12 protein-coding genes and 1 riboswitch are annotated in these 16,731 nt (G+C 45.7%); of the genes, 6 read left to right on the top strand and 6 right to left on the bottom strand.

Annotated elements, in window-relative coordinates; all coding sequences use genetic code 11:
- Positions 1-31: 31 nt before the first annotated feature.
- On the bottom strand, positions 32-1,078 hold the full coding sequence (locus AC27G9_RS13955; protein ID WP_487075042.1) for a ribonuclease E inhibitor RraB: 1,047 nt from the start codon (positions 1,076-1,078) through the stop codon (positions 32-34).
- A 205-nt stretch (positions 1,079-1,283) separates the two neighbouring features.
- Here AC27G9_RS13955 and AC27G9_RS13950 point away from each other — a divergent pair, with 205 nt between their 5' ends.
- The 3 genes from AC27G9_RS13950 (at position 1,284) to AC27G9_RS13940 (ending at position 5,565) form a co-directional block, all read left to right on the top strand.
- A complete protein-coding gene (locus AC27G9_RS13950) occupies positions 1,284-1,991 on the top strand; it encodes a FadR/GntR family transcriptional regulator (protein ID WP_487075041.1) in 708 nt (235 codons plus the stop codon).
- A gap of 183 nt (positions 1,992-2,174) precedes the next feature.
- Complete coding sequence (locus AC27G9_RS13945; protein WP_487075040.1) at positions 2,175-3,458, top strand: APC family permease; 1,284 nt, start codon at positions 2,175-2,177, stop codon at positions 3,456-3,458.
- Positions 3,459-3,642: 184 nt separating this feature from the next.
- On the top strand, positions 3,643-5,565 hold the full coding sequence (locus tag AC27G9_RS13940; RefSeq protein ID WP_487075039.1) for a tetratricopeptide repeat-containing diguanylate cyclase: 1,923 nt from the start codon (positions 3,643-3,645) through the stop codon (positions 5,563-5,565).
- Here AC27G9_RS13940 and AC27G9_RS13935 read toward each other — a convergent pair.
- Genes AC27G9_RS13935 through AC27G9_RS13920 form a run of 4 tightly spaced genes read right to left on the bottom strand, consistent with a single transcriptional unit; the run spans position 5,552 to position 8,943 of the window.
- The gene (locus AC27G9_RS13935) at positions 5,552-6,280 is read right to left on the bottom strand and encodes a HugZ family pyridoxamine 5'-phosphate oxidase (RefSeq protein WP_487075038.1); all 729 of its coding nucleotides are present in this window, start codon (positions 6,278-6,280) and stop codon (positions 5,552-5,554) included. The genes AC27G9_RS13940 and AC27G9_RS13935 overlap by 14 nt on opposite strands.
- Positions 6,277-7,068, bottom strand: a complete 792-nt coding sequence (locus AC27G9_RS13930) for a heme ABC transporter ATP-binding protein (protein WP_487075037.1) — start codon at positions 7,066-7,068, stop codon at positions 6,277-6,279. The genes AC27G9_RS13935 and AC27G9_RS13930 overlap by 4 nt, the downstream gene beginning before the upstream one ends.
- A complete protein-coding gene (locus tag AC27G9_RS13925) occupies positions 7,061-8,113 on the bottom strand; it encodes a FecCD family ABC transporter permease (RefSeq protein WP_487075036.1) in 1,053 nt (350 codons plus the stop codon). The genes AC27G9_RS13930 and AC27G9_RS13925 overlap by 8 nt, the downstream gene beginning before the upstream one ends.
- Positions 8,110-8,943, bottom strand: a complete 834-nt coding sequence (locus AC27G9_RS13920) for a heme/hemin ABC transporter substrate-binding protein (RefSeq protein ID WP_487075035.1) — start codon at positions 8,941-8,943, stop codon at positions 8,110-8,112. Before AC27G9_RS13920 ends, AC27G9_RS13925 begins: the two co-directional genes overlap by 4 nt.
- A 132-nt stretch (positions 8,944-9,075) precedes the next feature.
- Between AC27G9_RS13920 and AC27G9_RS13915 the strand changes: the two genes are divergently transcribed.
- The 3 genes from AC27G9_RS13915 (at position 9,076) to AC27G9_RS13905 (ending at position 14,531) form a co-directional block, all read left to right on the top strand.
- On the top strand, positions 9,076-11,214 hold the full coding sequence (locus AC27G9_RS13915; protein WP_487075034.1) for a TonB-dependent hemoglobin/transferrin/lactoferrin family receptor: 2,139 nt from the start codon (positions 9,076-9,078) through the stop codon (positions 11,212-11,214).
- Positions 11,215-11,406: 192 nt separating this feature from the next.
- Complete coding sequence (locus tag AC27G9_RS13910) at positions 11,407-13,902, top strand: TonB-dependent receptor (protein ID WP_487075033.1); 2,496 nt, start codon at positions 11,407-11,409, stop codon at positions 13,900-13,902.
- 17 nt (positions 13,903-13,919) lie between these two features.
- Positions 13,920-14,531, top strand: coding sequence for a DUF1826 domain-containing protein (locus AC27G9_RS13905; protein WP_487075032.1), 612 nt, complete (start codon positions 13,920-13,922; stop codon positions 14,529-14,531).
- A gap of 32 nt (positions 14,532-14,563) precedes the next feature.
- Here the strand turns inward: AC27G9_RS13905 and AC27G9_RS13900 are convergent, their stop codons facing one another.
- On the bottom strand, positions 14,564-16,357 hold the full coding sequence (locus tag AC27G9_RS13900; protein ID WP_487075031.1) for a TonB-dependent receptor domain-containing protein: 1,794 nt from the start codon (positions 16,355-16,357) through the stop codon (positions 14,564-14,566).
- Between the two features lie 150 nt (positions 16,358-16,507).
- A riboswitch (cobalamin riboswitch) is annotated at positions 16,508-16,702 on the bottom strand.
- Positions 16,703-16,731: the final 29 nt, after the last annotated feature.

The raw sequence follows: 16,731 nt of genomic DNA, 5'->3' as shown, positions 1-16,731 counted from the left end.
TACAATTTTACTTTTTGACTCACTGAGACCATTAGGGAACTAGTGCCTCTTCTGAAAGTATTTTGTTAACCGCTTTCAGCACTCCCTCCACCATTTTTTCATCACCAAACGTTTGTTTTTCGAGAAAACTGCGAGTAATCCAACCGATGCTTTCTAAATATTCATGTTTATGAGCATTCATTGTGTTTTGCATATCAATCAGTGCTTGGTAGTTATCCACAGGCACGGTGCTGTTAGATAATTCGTCTAGTGATGCTACATGACTTGCGTAAAGATCGGCCGAAGTCGGGGAATCAGGCAAAAACGTTTGAGAAATATTCGGCCATTTCGCCAGTTCGTTTCTTTCATTCAAATTGATATGAGAAACAACATGACCGTCGGTTAATAAAGACTCGAATTCCAGCGCGCCTGTATTTTCACTGGGTAAGAAATAAAAGGCCGCAACAGCGAATGATTGAGGATGGGTCATCACACGAATGAAGGTCTTTTCACTCGTAATCGATGGTATGGTTTGGTCTTCAATATCGCACATATATATAAATCCAAAACCTTCTAAATCAGCTTGATTTTTTTGGTAAAAATCAAGGTCTAGGTGTTTGAAGTTTGCGGCATCTATCTGTGTATAGTCATGATGTGGTTGAATAGAAGACCTCACGGTTTCCAGCATTTCTTGGGCAATATTCAAATAGTCAGATTCAGCGATAGCAGTGGCATCCGAATTAACTTCCCACCCTTCATATTCGCCATTCGATACGTCGCAAATACTTAGCCATTGCTGCAAAAACGTGGAGAAAGCTTTTTCACTGGGCGCGAATGTAACGCGCGTGAAACACAAGTAATCACCAAATATTGGTCCGGGCCCTTCGAGGCTAGTTTGATAAGACAAGGCCATCAACCTATCACAGCACAAATGTGCTGATTCCCTATCTCCAAAGGTTAAGAAAAAAGTAAAGTTTTGCTCGCGATTGAGATCAATATGGTTTTCTATAAAAGTGGTTTTAACCTCTTTTAAACACCCTTCCCAAGTCTGAATTGCTTCAACCGTCACCACACTTTCTCCACTCAGTATAAAAGTCATCGTTGTACTTAAGTCTAATACATTCCGGAAAAAAGTTAGGTATCTACGTCAACTAGACGTGTTCAATATTCATACTATGGAAAGCAACAGGATTGTAAAAAGCGACAAATATCCGTGTAATGAAGAGTTTTGACTTGTCCGATTTAGTGAATTGGCCCATTATGCAATTAAGTTTATAAATTTTGGACAGACCAAAATCAATACTATGCATACCAAAAAAACTGAAAAAAACGTCTCTGAAAACCGTCGCCTTTATATTCAGATCGCGCGTTCTCTTGAACAACTGATCGAATCAGACCGCTTGAACCCCGGCGATCAATTGCCAGCGGAAAGAGAGCTAGCAAACGTTTTTGAGGTAAGTCGCCAGACCATACGAGAGGCACTAATTGCACTAGAAGTGCTGGGCAAAATTACCATCAAACCAGGTTCTGGTGTTTATGTTAGTGAACACAACGAGCTAGTCGCTATTTCACGAAACAACCCTAAAACTGGTCCGCTCGAAAGTTCAGAAGCCAAAGCTTGTTTGTTACCAAGCTTAGCTAAGCTTGCAGTTCAAAAAGCGAACAACGAAGAGCTAATTCAATTTGAAGCTCTCACCAAACAAATGAATATTGCCTTCGTGAGGAACGAACTCATTTCGTTTGGTGCATTAGAGCGCCGTTTCTGGACGTTGCTTGTCACAACTTGTCGAAACACCGCTGCCAAAAACATAGCCGAATACTTCGAAACCTCGGCATCTTTAACTGAAGACAAGCCCACTTATTTGACCAAGCGTTATACAGAAGACGCCATGCCACTTTACCAAAAGCTGTATTCAACGCTAGTGCAAAGAGACCCCATTCAAAGTGAAATTCTACTGGCTGACCTTCTTCAGCATCAGCACACACATACGCTATTGGGTAACAATGTGTGATCTGTTTAGTATGACAACACAAACCGTATAAAATTTCAACAACTAAAAAGCAAGCATTTACTAACCATTATTTAAGGTTTTTTTATTGATAGTAAGTACACACTATTATTTTTGAAAAATAGTACTAGTACTATTGAGAGCTGTGTGAGAAGCTATAGTTAACAATTATTTTACATACTTATCATGCAACATCTTAAGCAGAAAATTGGGATTATCGGTGCGTCATTACTTGTTCTGAATGGGCTCATTGGGGCAGGGATTTTCGCCTTGCCACAGAAACTCTTTAACATACTCGGTAATGCTAGCCCGCTGATTTTTCCGATCCTCGGAATACTGATGCTTTGTATTGTCCAATGCTTTTCTCAGTTGGCCAAACGCATAGAAGGAACAGGGGGCCCCGTCCTCTACACTCATGCCGCATTTGGTAAGTTTGTCAGTTTTCAAACAGGCTGGTTGTTTTACCTCGCACGGGCGACAGCCATTGCAGCCAATGCCCATGTATTGCTCTTGTATCTCAACATAGAGGCATGGGGAATCAATGTGAATGAAAGCGTAATTGCCGTAGCGATATGCTTGACCCTAACTTTTATTAATGTGCGAAGCATTTCAACGGCTATGCGATTTTTAGACGGGTTTACCGCGCTTAAACTCGTGCCAATAGTAGGTATATTAGTCGTTGGCGCTTTTCAGGCGGATATTGAAGTCACTTTTGTTATGCCATCGCAAACTGCAGGGTTAACCACAGCAGTTCTACTGGCCTTGTACGCTTTTATTGGCTTCGAGACTGTTGTAGTAACGGGTGATGAAACTAAAGATGCCAAAAATACGATACCCAAGGCATTGACCTATACCGTTATTGCAATTGCACTCTTGTACACCTTGATACAGTGCATTTATATCGGCGTAGTACAGCATGATGTTGGAAACGCAGCGCCACTCGTTGCTTTCGCTAACATAGTTGCAGGTGAAGTGGGAGCAATAATCATGGCGTTTGCAGCAGTGTTTTCCATTGCGGCGAATATAATGGCGAATATGATCAGTACATCTCGATTGACCTACTCCATGGCAATTAACGATGAAATTCCATCGTGGTTTGGGAAACTTCATTCAAGGCATGCCACACCACATTGCTCTGCTTGGTTCTTGGGAGGTTTAGCCTGCTTACTTTCACTGACAGGTGGCTTCGTCTGGCTAGCCGTAGTGAGTGTTCTTTCAAGGATGACGGTTTACTTGCTGAGTATCTTGTCCCTAATCAAGTTAAAACACTACGCTAAGTCAGTGGATGTAGAAAAACGTACCAATCGTCTTATCGATACTTTGACACCTTATTTATCTGTCGTAATTATCGGCTTTGTCATCACTCAAACAAACATCAATGCTTGGTTGATATTGACCTTTCAGTTTTTAATCGGCGTTGGCGTTTATTGGTTGTGGAAACGTTATCGAATCAATGGGCAAACTGCGTAGTCACCCCCTAAAACCACACCACTTCACAGTATGTGTTCTTCGAACTGGACTGACAGCTTTACAGGTTGTTTAATTAATCAATTTCAACTAACGTTATGTAATGGAATAAATGTAGACGTCGTAAGGTCTTTAATACCACGTTCGGCGTTGCCAAAGCCTTAACTATCACCTGGATCTGATAGCGATGTATAGATTGTTTGCCTTTCTGTTTTTTACTTTGACCGCTGGTACACATAGTGCCTTTGCGGCGGAGGCAGCACTGCGAGATTGGCAACCACGACACAAGAACCTACTTCTCCAAACACTCAACACACCGCAAAACGTGTTAACACAACTGTTGTCGTCGCCACCGTTAAAAGCAGAATCAGACACAACAAAAGCACAATATTACGCCATATTAAGCCGCGCATACTTTGAACTTAGCTACCCAGTTAAGTCGTACGAACAAGTGCGAAAAGGTTTAAAAAACGTATCCGTAGATACTCAACCTTGGCTGTACCACCAATTGAAGCTATTTGAAGCTGAAGCGCTTTCTTTTGCCGGTAAGCCGAGTGAGGGTTTGCCCTACATCACCCCAGCGTTGTTATGGGCAGAAAATGAAAACCACATACAGTTGGTAAAGTATACTCACTACACCAGTGGAAAACTGCATAACAATTTGGGCGACTCCATCGCTGCGCTAACCCATTTTCAAGATGCTTATGAGCTAGCACCCAATGCTGGTGCACTGATCAGCAAAGGACAAATTGCTAGATTTATCGGGATGGTCTATGCCTATCGCTCTGAGCATGAACTCGCACTGCCCTTTTTGCTCGAAGCCGTTGAGGCTCAGCGAGAGCAAAACAATTCACTTGAACTGAGTATCGCTCTTTATGATTTGGGCGGATCCTATTTAATGCTGAAACAATTGATTGATGCGACTGAAGCGACTCGCGAATCCTTACATTACGCAGAGCTTGCGCACGATGAGCAAGGCGTCGCTTATGCGAAAAATCAGTTAGCGAGCATCGCGATGCAGCAAGGTGACTTATCTGAGGCGGATGGGTTACTTAAAGAGGCGTTAGCGATTTTCACCAAGAGCGACAATCCCGCGACAGTTAACCAAACCTACATGAATATGGCGATGACCGCGCTGAAAGCGGATGAAATCGAGAAAGCGGGGGAATACTTTGCCCAAGCTTACCAAACACTTTATGCCGGTATTCCACCCAATGTAAAATTTCAGCTAGATGAAAATTTTGCACAGTATTTAGCGGCAGCAGGGGAGTACGACAAGGCGTTTAGTGTTCTCAATGCCACGGTAAAGCCCAAAGAAAAACATCATAGTGAAAACAGCACGCAGCAATTGCACGTGCTACGGTCTAAATATGAATTAGACGAAAAAGCACGCGAGTTTGACTTGCTAGAACAAAAGATTAACCTGCAAGACGCTCAACTTTCCGTGCGCTCGAGAGAGAATACAATACTGTTGTTTGTTGCATGTGGGGCGTTCTTGATGAGTGGCCTCTTTGTTTTCACGGCAATGAATGCTAAACGCCATAGAAAGCGCCTTGAAAAACTGGAAAACGAAGACGGCTTATCGGGTTTATTAAGCCGCATCGGTGCACTGACCGCACTTGGCGACGAGATCAATAATGTTAAGAAAAATGATTACCCACTTTCTGTCGCCATCATAAACGTAGACGATTTAAGGCGTACCAATGACCTGTTTGAAAGTATGGTCGGCGATAGAGTCATTCAAGAATTAGGTTCAGTCATCAAGACATTTTTAAGGGAAGGTGACGTCGCGGGTCGTATTAACGGTGATGAATTTATTCTTATCATGCCTGGAGCTGAACTGGCACAAGCGGAGCAGATCGCTCTCTCGATTTCCTCAAGTGCGCAACGCATCCCCGTGAGAATCAGAGAAGAAGCGCTTAAAGTTTCACTCACTATTGGCTTGTGCCAATACGATTTCCCGTTGTCGACAGAAGCATTTCTAAAACGCTGTAATCAAGCAATGGCCCAAGCTAAAATGAGTGCGAGGGGTGGCGTATTTGCTTTTGACTCGAAGCTAGCGCTGCTCCGAGTCAATCCACATCAACCCAAAGATCTCAGCTTGCTATAGCCACTCTGGCGTCTTTTGTTAACGCCACTAATGCTTTTCTCACATCGGTAGACGATTCACAAACGAAAGGAAAAGGAATAAATACATTCTTCTGGTGAGTCTGAAGATAACAACCATCAGTCAAAACACCACTCATCACTACGTCAGCATCAACGAGCCCTGTATGATGCGCTAGTATTGCCTCCATCGCATCTTGATGATCTTCGTTCATGTGGTTGACCATGCCCATTTCTGACTGAAGGTCCCAAGGTGAGCCACCGGCAATCCACTCATCTTTTTCTAGCCAGAAAATTTTGCCAAAGCCTCCAATGTAGCGCACCCGTTTGACTTCAATTTTCCAGAGATGAAAGTCGTGAGCCTCGGTGTATTTTTTCGCTTCAGGAAACAAAGTCACATAGCGTTGTAGTTGCTCTTCATGCTGGTTCCCTTCGACAATAGTAGCGTCGCCTACGAACGTTACCCGACCTTCTTCGTTTTGGTCACCACGCTCAGCTTGGTGGTAAATCGTTACGCTAACCCTAGCATCCTCTCGAATGTTTTTAGCGTGTTGGGCAATATCGCTGATGTAAATATATAGCGCACCCTCACTATCAGACATAAATGGCGTGACAGACCCAAATGGGTAGCCCTGTAAATTTTTCGAGATGGTCGACAATACGCCTGAATTTAGCGTTCTTACTAGTCGCTTAGCGTCTGAGACAGCTTGGTTTCTCATCTGTGTATTTCCTTAGGTTCTGAAAATATCATTAGTTTATTGAGGTCTGGGTGGTAGCCGATGTGCATAGGTGTGTCGTACGCCGTTTCCAGTTTTACCTTGGTCAAAACTTGCTCCGGTGTACCAAATGCGATGGCCGTTCCCTGATGAAGCAGCAATATTTTATCCGCATAGGACGACGCTAAATTGAGGTCGTGGATTGCCACGATCGCCGTATTACCCTGATCTGCGAATTGCCTGACTAAAGTCAGTAATTGATGTTGGTGACGGATATCAAGCGCCGAAGTAGGCTCGTCCAGCAGCATCAGCTTTTGCTCACTGTTTTGTGCGAAAGCGTCTAATTGAGCTAGGCACTTCGCCATAAACACGCGCTGTCGCTCACCTCCTGATAGTTGGGTTATAGGACGCTCAATCATCGCCTCCAGTGCTAAAAGCGAAATGAAATCACCAACACGTGCCTCTCGGTGTTGTCGGGATTCTGCGATAGCACTTCGCCCCATACCGATGATTTCAGGTATGCTGAAGCTAAAAGCAACACTTTGATGTTGCAGCAATACGGCTCTCTCAGTAGCTAAAGCATCGGTATCCCATTCGCTCAGTGGCTGGTCGTGAAATAGCACTCTCCCTGAGTAGGGTAAACTGCCGGCAAGCGTATGAAGTAAGGTGGATTTTCCGGCGCCATTTTCTCCGACTAGGGCGACAACTTCGCCTTTGTCTATCGCCACATTTAAACCTTGCAAAATTTGCCGACTACCGCGTTTTATTCCCATTTCAATCAACTCAAGCATGACGGTGCTCCCGTTGTTGGCGGTAGAGTAAATACACAAAAATCGGCGCTCCGATCATCGCAGTAACGATACCGATCGGCAACTCTGCGGGCGTAACAAGATTTCGCGCAAACCAGTCTGCAACAAGCATCATAAGCGCTCCGATCAAACCGCATACGAGCAACATGTTACTCATATTCGCACCAACCAATAGACGCGTAATATGAGGGACAACCAGTCCAACGAATCCCACTAGACCCGTCAGTGACACAGCCGCCCCAACACCAAGGGCCGTCAGTAATACAATTTGACCTTTGAGCCGCCCAATATCGATTCCCAGATAGCGGGCTTCAGATTCGCCTAGCAACAGCAGATTGATTTTCTCGCGTAGTAGATATAGCCCAACTAATGCGACCAGTAACAACGGCAACCCTTTTAATAAAGATGACCAACCAGCGCCAGCTAAAGAGCCCATCGTCCAGTAATTGATAAGCCTAAGCGCACTGTCGTCGGCATAAAAGCTCACCAACCCAATCAACGCGAAACACAATGCGTTAATTGCCACGCCTATCAATATGAGAGTGGTTACGTTGATTTGATTGCCTTGCATCGACAGTTTATAGACGATAAGCGTGACTACCAATGCACCAACAAATGCGAAATAGGGAAGCCAAGCATCAGCTGAAAAACCAAGAGCAGGCGCGAACGCTATCGCCGATACTGCCATTACCGCCGCTCCGGAACTCACCCCGATAATGGAAGGGTCGGCTAACGGATTTCGGCACAATGCTTGTGTCGCGGCCCCAGTATTCGCCAGAGCCATACCAATCAGGACGGCGAGACAGAACCGAGGTAATCGAATCTGAGTTACAACGTTCAACTGTAACTGACTGAATTCATCAAATGATTGGGGGCTAAGCCAGGCAAAGGCCAATCGCCAGTCCCAACCGGCAGGACCATATCCCAACGTAATCACCGCTGCGGCTATCAATAGTGCGACGAGCGCAATCTGATAGGAAAACACCATCTTGCGTTGCGCATGAAAAAACTGAACAGAGGTTGTCATGATTTTTGCTGACTAAATGCAGAAACTTGTGAAATTGCTTGAGCAAGGCGCGGGGTCATACCCATGGCCATCAAGCCATCTATAACGAGAACGTTGCAGCTTTTCGCAGCTTTGAGTAACGCTAAGCTAGGTTGGCGACATATGCCTTCCTTGCCACCTAAACCTCTAGCAACGTGACTAGGCACAATAATGAAGTCAGGCTGTTCTACTGTCAGCGTTTCGAGATTGACCGCTTTGTATCCCTTATGCTTAACCGGATTACCAATGCCTGCGTACTCGAAGATCAAGCTCGGCACCGTATCTTCTCCAGCCGCAACCAGTCCACGCTCTCCCAGAGAAAGCAGAAAAAGCCCTTTGCCCTTGGTCGACGTTGCTTTTTCCGGTAACGAAGCCTTGATGTCGAGTGCTAGCTGCGCCGCTTGTGCACCGCGACCGAGGTCTCGGCCAAGCGTTTCTACCAACTCAACAAGTTCATCTACACTGCTAGGTTTGTCGTACAGCACCACTTTGACTCCAGTGCGTTTTAACTGCTCGAGTACAGCTTCTCGGCCAGAACCTTCCAACGCTAACAGTGTATTGGCGCCCACAGATAGAACACCTTCCGCCGCCAGATCGCGATAGTACCCAACTGACGGCAATTGCGTGGCCTTTTGCGGAAACGTAGAAGACTGATCAACCGCAACCACTCTGTCTCCGGCACCCAGTGCGAACACAATTTCAGTAAGCGTTCCACCTGCAGTAATAATGTTACGGGCTGCATTATCATCCGCATGCACTGTGGTCTGCACTACAAATAACGCAGAGAGAATAGTGAGGCTTTTTCGAATCATGATTATTTCTCGTGGCGGTTAAGATTCGACAATACTAAATGATAATGATTTGCATTTCTATTGATCTTTAAAAATTATTTCTGTAGCCTGTATGCAAATGAGAACTATTTGCATATAAAGAGAAGTTACACCATGTTTCCTCGTAGAACCGATAAACACCTATCAAAGACACTTAACGACAGACTACTTTCATCAGCGAAGTACAGCTTGCTGGCACTCAGCATCACCTCAGCATTTGCCAATGCCGAGGAAGCTGCAGACGCATTCGACGGCGAAATCATGGTGGTAACCGGTTCGCGCGTAGAACAAAAGCTAGAAGATGTGATTGGCAGCGTAAGTGTCATCACGGATGCGCAAATTGAACGCCTGATGGTCACGAACCTCGATGAAATGTTCCGTTACGATCCAAGTATTACTACAACAGGAAACGGCGCATCACCTCAAGCAGTCAATGTCAGAGGGATTGGTGGTAACCGTCTTGTATATATCAAAGATGGTCGTCGCGTAAATGACAGTTACGCCGGAGGCACAGGCTTAATTGTTGGTCGTAATAATTTTGATGTTCAAGATATTAAGCAAGTTGAAGTAGCAAAAGGCGCTGCATCTTCTCTTTATGGCTCGGACGGTTTGGGTGGTATTGTCGTTGTCTCGACAAAAGATCCCCTAGACTACTTGAACGGCGAAGATAGCTACCTCAGACTGGGGGCTGGCTACGTCGGTAACAGCGAGCAAACAAATGTTAACTTGGCGGCAGCTAAGGACTTAGGACAATGGCAAACAAGTATTACAGCGATTCAACGTCAAGGCGGCGAAGTACAAAACTTCGATGAATCTCTGCCAGGTTTCGATGCCGACTCAACGGCGCTTACCTTAAAAGCTCAACGCGCCCTGTCTCAAACCAGTGGCGTTAAGTTTACTTTGGATTGGTTTAGCCAAGATACCGACCAAGTTATCGCAGCACAAACGAATGAGGTTCACAACCAAGATACCAATTGGGCAGTTTCTGCAGATTATTTCGCAGAAGTCGACACCGCTCTGTTCGATCGCTGGCAAGCCCAAGTTTATTTCAGTCGCTACGAACAAGATGGCGAAGCCATCGTACCGAGCCGAGGTAACATCGATGAAAATGACTATGATTTTAATCAAGATATATTCGGTGTGAGAGCCTTGTTCAATAAATCCATCGTCTCAGGTGATACATCTCACGCCTTGGTTTATGGACTCGATTACGACGTATTTGATACAACGCGTCCACGCTTTAAAACGCGCACCGCTGCCGACGGAACGATAACCTTTACCAATCAACCCCAACCTACCTTCCCTGGGGCGGATACGACGATGGCGGGAATCTTCTTGCAAGATACTATCGATTTTGCGTCTTCCAATTTATCCATTGTGTTAGGCGGCCGATTGGATTACTACAGTTTAGAAGCCAAAGAAGACGAGCTATACGATTCTGCATTAATGGAAGACATTAGCGAAACTGCCTTTTCGCCTAAAGTTGCGCTTCGCTATCAGTTTAATGACAACTGGCAATCCTATGTACAATACGTGCAAGGATTCAAAATTCCACCTCATGACCAAGCCTATCAGAGTCATGGTGTTGAGCCGTTCTATCGAATTTTGCCTAACCCAGATCTAGACTCTGAAGAAAGCCAGAGCTATGAAATCGGATTGCGTTACAACAGCGATATGATTAGCGCCAACATTGCCGTGTTCAAAGCGGAATTCGACAACTTTATTGAATCGACGTTAATTGGAACAGAACCCACCTTTATCCCTGGGGTGAGCACCTCGATTTTCCAATATCAAAATCTAGAATCCGTCACGATAGATGGTATCGAATTGGGCGTCACACTATATCCTACCGATAAACTTAGCATCGTTACGCAAGCGACTTACATCGATGGTGAAAACGATGAAAATGGCCAGGCTTTAGAGAGCTTAAACCCACTTCAAGGTAGTGTCTTGGCGACGTATGATTTTGAACAGTTTACACTTACCGCGGCTTGGCGCTTAGCAAGAAGCATGTCTGATGTGCCAACCGATAGCGACGGAAACAACTTAGCAGAAAGCTCAGGTTACGGTGTTGTCGATCTGTTTGGTCAATTCGAGCTCAACAATTGGGTCGTTACCGCCAGAGTAGATAATCTACTCGACAAAGAGTACATCCCTTATCAAAGTATCGCTGGGCAAACGCCTGATACGGATTTCAACCAATTTACTCAACCTGGAAGAACCTTCTCTATAGGCGCTTCATATACCTTCTAATCGCACGGTAATTGGGGGCCTAGCCCCCTTTTTTTATGCACAGATAAACGTTAAATGAGACTTACTCTCAAATTAATTGCTAATTTTTTAATCTTATTGATACAATATAACATAACCAGAAAAGAGAAAGATTTATGTGGTCGCTGAATGTGGCCATTTTTTACGACACCTCACATTACAATATAACATATCATGAAAACCAAGCATTTTAGAAAATCCGCAGTCGCAGGCCTTGTGTCTTTGCTATTAACAGGCACCGCTGTCGCGCAAACAATTAAGGGTCAAATCGTTAACCAAAAAGGCGAGTCTATTGCTAACGCCAATGTCGCTGTGATTGGTCACGGTACCACCGTGAAAACGGATGACCAAGGTTACTTTGTACTCAATATCGATCACGAAGGTGATGTCGAGTTGCACGTGACCAAATCTGGCTATGTTCACAAAAATTTTGAAATCGCCCAAGCCAATGCTGGCACAATAACGTTGACTCGTTCACCTATCGAAATTATCGATGTCACAGCAACACCGCTTCACGCGTCTATCATAGAGTCAGCGTCACCGGTCAGCGTGCTCGCTGGCGACAAATTGCGTCGCGAGCAAAAAGCCACGTTAGGCGATACGCTAGAGAACGAAGTCGGTATTCATACTAACTTTCATGCTGGGGTAGCAAGTACGCCTATCATCCGTGGCTTAACTGGCCCTCGTGTACAAATTACACAGAACGGGTTGGACGTTTCTGACGCCTCTCGTGTAGGCCCTGACCACTCTGTAGCGAGCGAAGTATCTACTGCCCAGCAGATTGAAATTTTACGTGGCCCCGCGACTTTGTTTTACGGTAGTGGTGCGATTGGTGGTGTGGTCAACGTAGTCGACGACCGCATTCCCCGCAGCACGGATTTTCGCGGTGAAGTATTAGCTCAATACGATACCGTTAACGAACAAAAGCTTACAGCGGTTAATGTCAATACTGGCAGTGACAATATCGCTTTCCACATCGATGGTTTCTGGCGCGACGCGGAAAACTATGACATTCCTGGACCGGCGGAGCTCGGTAGTGATTCACCAGACCGATTTGTCGAAAACAGCGGTGAGGAATCTAGTGGCTTTACGCTAGGTACTAGCTATTTACTCGATAACGGCTTTGTCGGTTTCTCATACGGCAGACTCGATCGTGAATACGGCATTCCCGGCCACAGTCATGGGCATGAAGACGAACACGAAGATGAGCATGAAGGTGAAGATGACGACCATGGCCATGAAGAAGAAGAGTCGGTTTTCGCTGATTTAGAGCAAGATCGTTTCCAACTGATCAGTGAACTGAATTTTGCAGAGGGCTTCGTCAGTGCCATCAACAGCCGTTTCGCCTATACCGACTACGCACACAGTGAAATCGAAGGCGGCGCTGTGGGTACCACTTTTGAAAATGACACACTTGAAGGCCGCGTAGATATTCTTCATCACGAGGTAAATGGTTGGCGCGGTGGCCTGAGCGTGCACTACAAAAACAGTGATTTCTCAGCACAGGGTGAAGAGGCATTTACGCCGCCATCAGAAACAGAAATGTTCGCGCTAGCCGTGATGGAAGAGAAGCATTTTGGTGATGTATTGGTTCAGTTGGGTGCACGTGTAGAGCGCGTCACTATCGATGCTAACGAAGTCCTGTTACCGCACGTTGATTTGCACTCTCATGATGAAGATGAACATCACGATGAAGGCGAAGAGCATCATGATGAAGACGAACATGGCCATGAAGATGAAGAGGCAATGGTGTTTGCTTCAAACGAGAGTTTCACTCCTGTCAGCGTGAGCGCAGGTGCAGTATGGGACTTTGCGCCAGGTTACAACGTCGCGGTATCAGTTTCTCGCTCTGAGCGCGCGCCTTCAGCCGCTGAGCTATTTTCGTTTGGTCCACACATTGGTACTCGGACTTATGAGGTTGGTGCTCTGTTTGAATTAGCGGGTGACGAAGACCACCCAGAATTCGAATTGGCAGGCGGTTCCATTGAAATGGAAACGGCGAATAATATCGATTTGACCTTCCGTAAATACGAAGGCGATTTAGGTATCGTACTTAACGCGTTCTATAACCGTGTGGATGATTATTACTTCCAAACAAATACTGGTTTGTTTGCCGAAGACGGTCATGACCATGGTGAGGAAGACGAACACGATGAAGCAGGCCACGAAGACGAACATGAGGGTGAAGAAGAGCATGGCCACGAGGAAGAAGGCGAATTGCCTGTATTCTTGTTCCGTACTGGTGATGCCATTCTTCACGGATTCGAAGCTCAAGCGTTCTGGCAAGCAACGGACGAGTTAAAGGTTACGCTTCACTCAGATTACGTGAGAGCACGCCTAGCAAATGGCGGTGGTGATTTACCAAGAACGCCTCCATTGCGCTTTGGCTCTCGCTTCAACTACGTTGACGAGCAACTCTCAATGGAACTTGCCGTTACGCGCTATCAAGACCAAGATCGCATCGGTGAATTCGAGACTCAAACCGACGGCTACACGCTTGTTGACTTCTCGTTGTCTTACCTCATGACCGTAGAAGACATTGATATGACTTTTTACATCCATGGTGAAAACTTAACCGACGAAGAAGCGCGAGTGCATACGTCTTTCCTTAAAGATGATGCACCTCGACCTGGCAGAAACTTTGCCATGGGCGTGCGAGCAAACTTCTAACAACAAAGGAGAGGGTAATGATGCTGATTCATCCCACAGACGCATCATTTATCGCAAGCCAATCGCCGACAATACTCGGCAGTATTACACAAGAGCATGTCAGCGTTGCCACATGGCAACGCGATGCTCAGCGAAGTATTGAGCAGTACATACTGAGTCAAAAACAGCGGCTAAAAATTGGTCTGAGATTTGTTTCTGAGTTAGACAAACTCAAAGAAACCTTAAGTTCGAGCCTCCCTGAAGGAGATGGGCAGCAGGCGCTTATCGACGATATTTATTTGTTGTCGGATATGTTGACCTGTTTGTTCGACTGCGACAGTGTTGGGTTGAGATTTGTAGTCATGGACAAACCCATGTGCCCCAAATTCCATTATGACAACATTCCGGTAAGGCTAGTATGCACTTATCTGGGTGAAGGCACACAATGGTTGCCAAGAGAGCTAGGTAATCGCGACACGATAGCCAAGCTGGATATTGAGCAAAGTATGATTGCGCAATCGTCCGTGTATGACGTATCACTACTCAAGGGTGAAGCTTGGAGTGAAACGCCACATCAAGGGGTCATACATAGGTCTTCTCCTATGGCGCAAGGGCAAATTCGCGCCCTGCTAACCCTAGACCCACTATAAAAAAGGGCATCCCAATGGATGCCCTTTTTCATTTACAGTTGATAGGTTAAGCCAAAATACACCGCTCTGCCCAAGGCTTGGTAATTAAATACGGTTTCGTAGTCTTGGTTAAATACATTCTGTAGTTTGAATTGGCCTGACAAATCGTCATTGAAATGGTGATTCACACTCATGTCAACCAACTGATAACTCGCTAAGTATTGGCCGCTATCAGTACGAGAGCCCTTGTACTCATAGTTGAGTAACAAATCTGTATCGCCGAAATTCGCCATGAACTGATAACTAAACTGATTCTTCGCTCTTCTTACTAAACGAGCACCAGTGTTACCATTAGCAGCGTCAAGATAGCCGTAATTAAACGTGTGTTTTCCACCAAAACCAGCGTAATTGGCTGTAAAATCTACGCCTTTTATCTCAGCACTTGCAATGTTTCTGGGTTGCCAAATACCATTCGCATCCGGAGCCCATTCGATGAGATTGATAATATCTGTATTGTACCAACTCACCGCAACATCCCACGCATCTCGTTGATATTGAACCGTTAGCTCTTCAGTATCTGAAGTCTCTGACAACAAATCAGGATTACCGCCGAACGGGAAGTACAAATCATTAAAAGTTGGCGCTTTAAAACCTGAGCCAACGGCAGCGGATACTAACCACTGATCGTTAAACTGATAACCCACGCTTGCGTTGTACGTGGTTTCACTATCAATGTTTTCAACGTCGTCATATCGCAACGCCAACTCTGCCGTTACGGCATTCTGCGCAAACAACGCGTGACCAAAGTAACCTTGAACGTGACGGCTGGTTTCGGCAAATGCGGTAGTAGATGCGACCTTTTCTTCGTATTGGTCGGTACCAAGCACAACTGACAACGCAGGGTTTACCACTGTGGTATTGGCCACTGAAAGTTGATCTCGGCGTGTTTCAAACAAATCACCATTGGCTTGTTCACGACCATTGCCAAATGACAAGCTGGTATCTCGTGTTGACCCCAAAGTAACGACTGTGGTGTTAGCAACGTCAGACGCTAGCCACTGATAGTTCGCACCCAGTGACCATTCTCTGGTTTTATTTTCTGCGCGGTTTAAATACGTGGAATCAAAATCTGTATCTTGCTCTGAAGCGCGCAGCAACCAAGTCACTGTCAAATCATCAGATACGTTTTGGCTGCCATTTACCAAAACACTGAGGTTGTCGTAGCCATCTTCATCGGGCTCTTGCGTTTTTAATACGTCAAAGCCATCACTGCTCTCATGGTTGACAGCAACTGTCGTTGCACCATCACCATGGGCGATACCAGTACCAACGTAGTAAGACTGAGTATTGTTAGTACCGTATTTGGCATTGAGCGTCACTTTACCCGGTACGTGTTTTCGAGTGATGATGTTGATCACTCCACCAATGGCATCAGAACCCCATACAGCAGCGCGAGGGCCTTTTACAATCTCGATGCGCTCGATAGATTCCGGCGAAATGGTGGACCAAGTCGCCGCACCATTGCTCGCAGTATTCACTCTGAGCCCGTTGATCAACACAAGTGTTTGATCCGAGCTAGCACCGCGAATAAAGACTGATGCAGTTTGACCACGCCCACCGTTTTGAGATACATCAATGCCAGCGTAACGCGACAACAATTCCGGCAGTGATTCCACTTCCGCCAATGCGATCTCGGCTCTGCCAATCACAATTTGAGTGGCCAGTATAGGTGAAGTTTGTTGTGCTGCACGCGTTGCAGTAACTGTGATAGTTTCAACTTGTTCCTCGGCTTGAACTGCCGAAGCCAAGATGGCGTTGACCGCCAATGCTAAAGTGAGTTTTTTCACTTTTTGTGTTCCTCAATCTAATAAATAAGACGATTGAAGGAGGGAGAAGAGAATGCTCAAGCTGGCTACGCCTTGTGTGGCAAAGCCCAAATAACAGGATTTACATACTCCGATGAAGCCCTCCGCTTCATTCGCGTTTAACTGTCATTATCTTCAAACAGATTGCAGGCCGGTATCGGGCTAACATTCTTTGATGCTTTACCGTTGCGGGGGCAGCGATGGATTGACAACACTAACCAACACTTCCAACTTGGAACGATTTAGTGCGCTTACCATACTTCCCGTTTACCCTGTCCAGACTGAGTTGGTAATCAGCCCACAGGCACCTGAGACAGCGGCGTGAAAGATATCCACGCCACGTCAATAAGTCAAAT

This window comes from Alteromonas sp. 5NS40-0096 (assembly GCF_057544385.1).
The sequence above is the reverse complement of the archived record's forward strand: the minus strand, read 5'-3'. Positions and strand labels throughout refer to the sequence as shown.

Bases quoted from the DNA above. Each gene is read 5' to 3' on its own strand.
- AC27G9_RS13920 (WP_487075035.1), bottom strand. From the start codon at position 8,943: ATGATTCGAAAAAGCCTCACTATTCTCTCTGCGTTATTTGTAGTGCAG.
- AC27G9_RS13940 (WP_487075039.1), top strand. From the start codon at position 3,643: ATGTATAGATTGTTTGCCTTTCTGTTTTTTACTTTGACCGCTGGTACA.
- AC27G9_RS13905 (WP_487075032.1), top strand. From the start codon at position 13,920: ATGATGCTGATTCATCCCACAGACGCATCATTTATCGCAAGCCAATCG.
- AC27G9_RS13915 (WP_487075034.1), top strand. From the start codon at position 9,076: ATGTTTCCTCGTAGAACCGATAAACACCTATCAAAGACACTTAACGAC.
- AC27G9_RS13925 (WP_487075036.1), bottom strand. From the start codon at position 8,113: ATGACAACCTCTGTTCAGTTTTTTCATGCGCAACGCAAGATGGTGTTT.
- AC27G9_RS13910 (WP_487075033.1), top strand. From the start codon at position 11,407: ATGAAAACCAAGCATTTTAGAAAATCCGCAGTCGCAGGCCTTGTGTCT.
- AC27G9_RS13955 (WP_487075042.1), bottom strand. From the start codon at position 1,078: ATGACTTTTATACTGAGTGGAGAAAGTGTGGTGACGGTTGAAGCAATT.
- AC27G9_RS13945 (WP_487075040.1), top strand. From the start codon at position 2,175: ATGCAACATCTTAAGCAGAAAATTGGGATTATCGGTGCGTCATTACTT.
- AC27G9_RS13935 (WP_487075038.1), bottom strand. From the start codon at position 6,280: ATGAGAAACCAAGCTGTCTCAGACGCTAAGCGACTAGTAAGAACGCTA.
- AC27G9_RS13950 (WP_487075041.1), top strand. From the start codon at position 1,284: ATGCATACCAAAAAAACTGAAAAAAACGTCTCTGAAAACCGTCGCCTT.
- AC27G9_RS13930 (WP_487075037.1), bottom strand. From the start codon at position 7,068: ATGCTTGAGTTGATTGAAATGGGAATAAAACGCGGTAGTCGGCAAATT.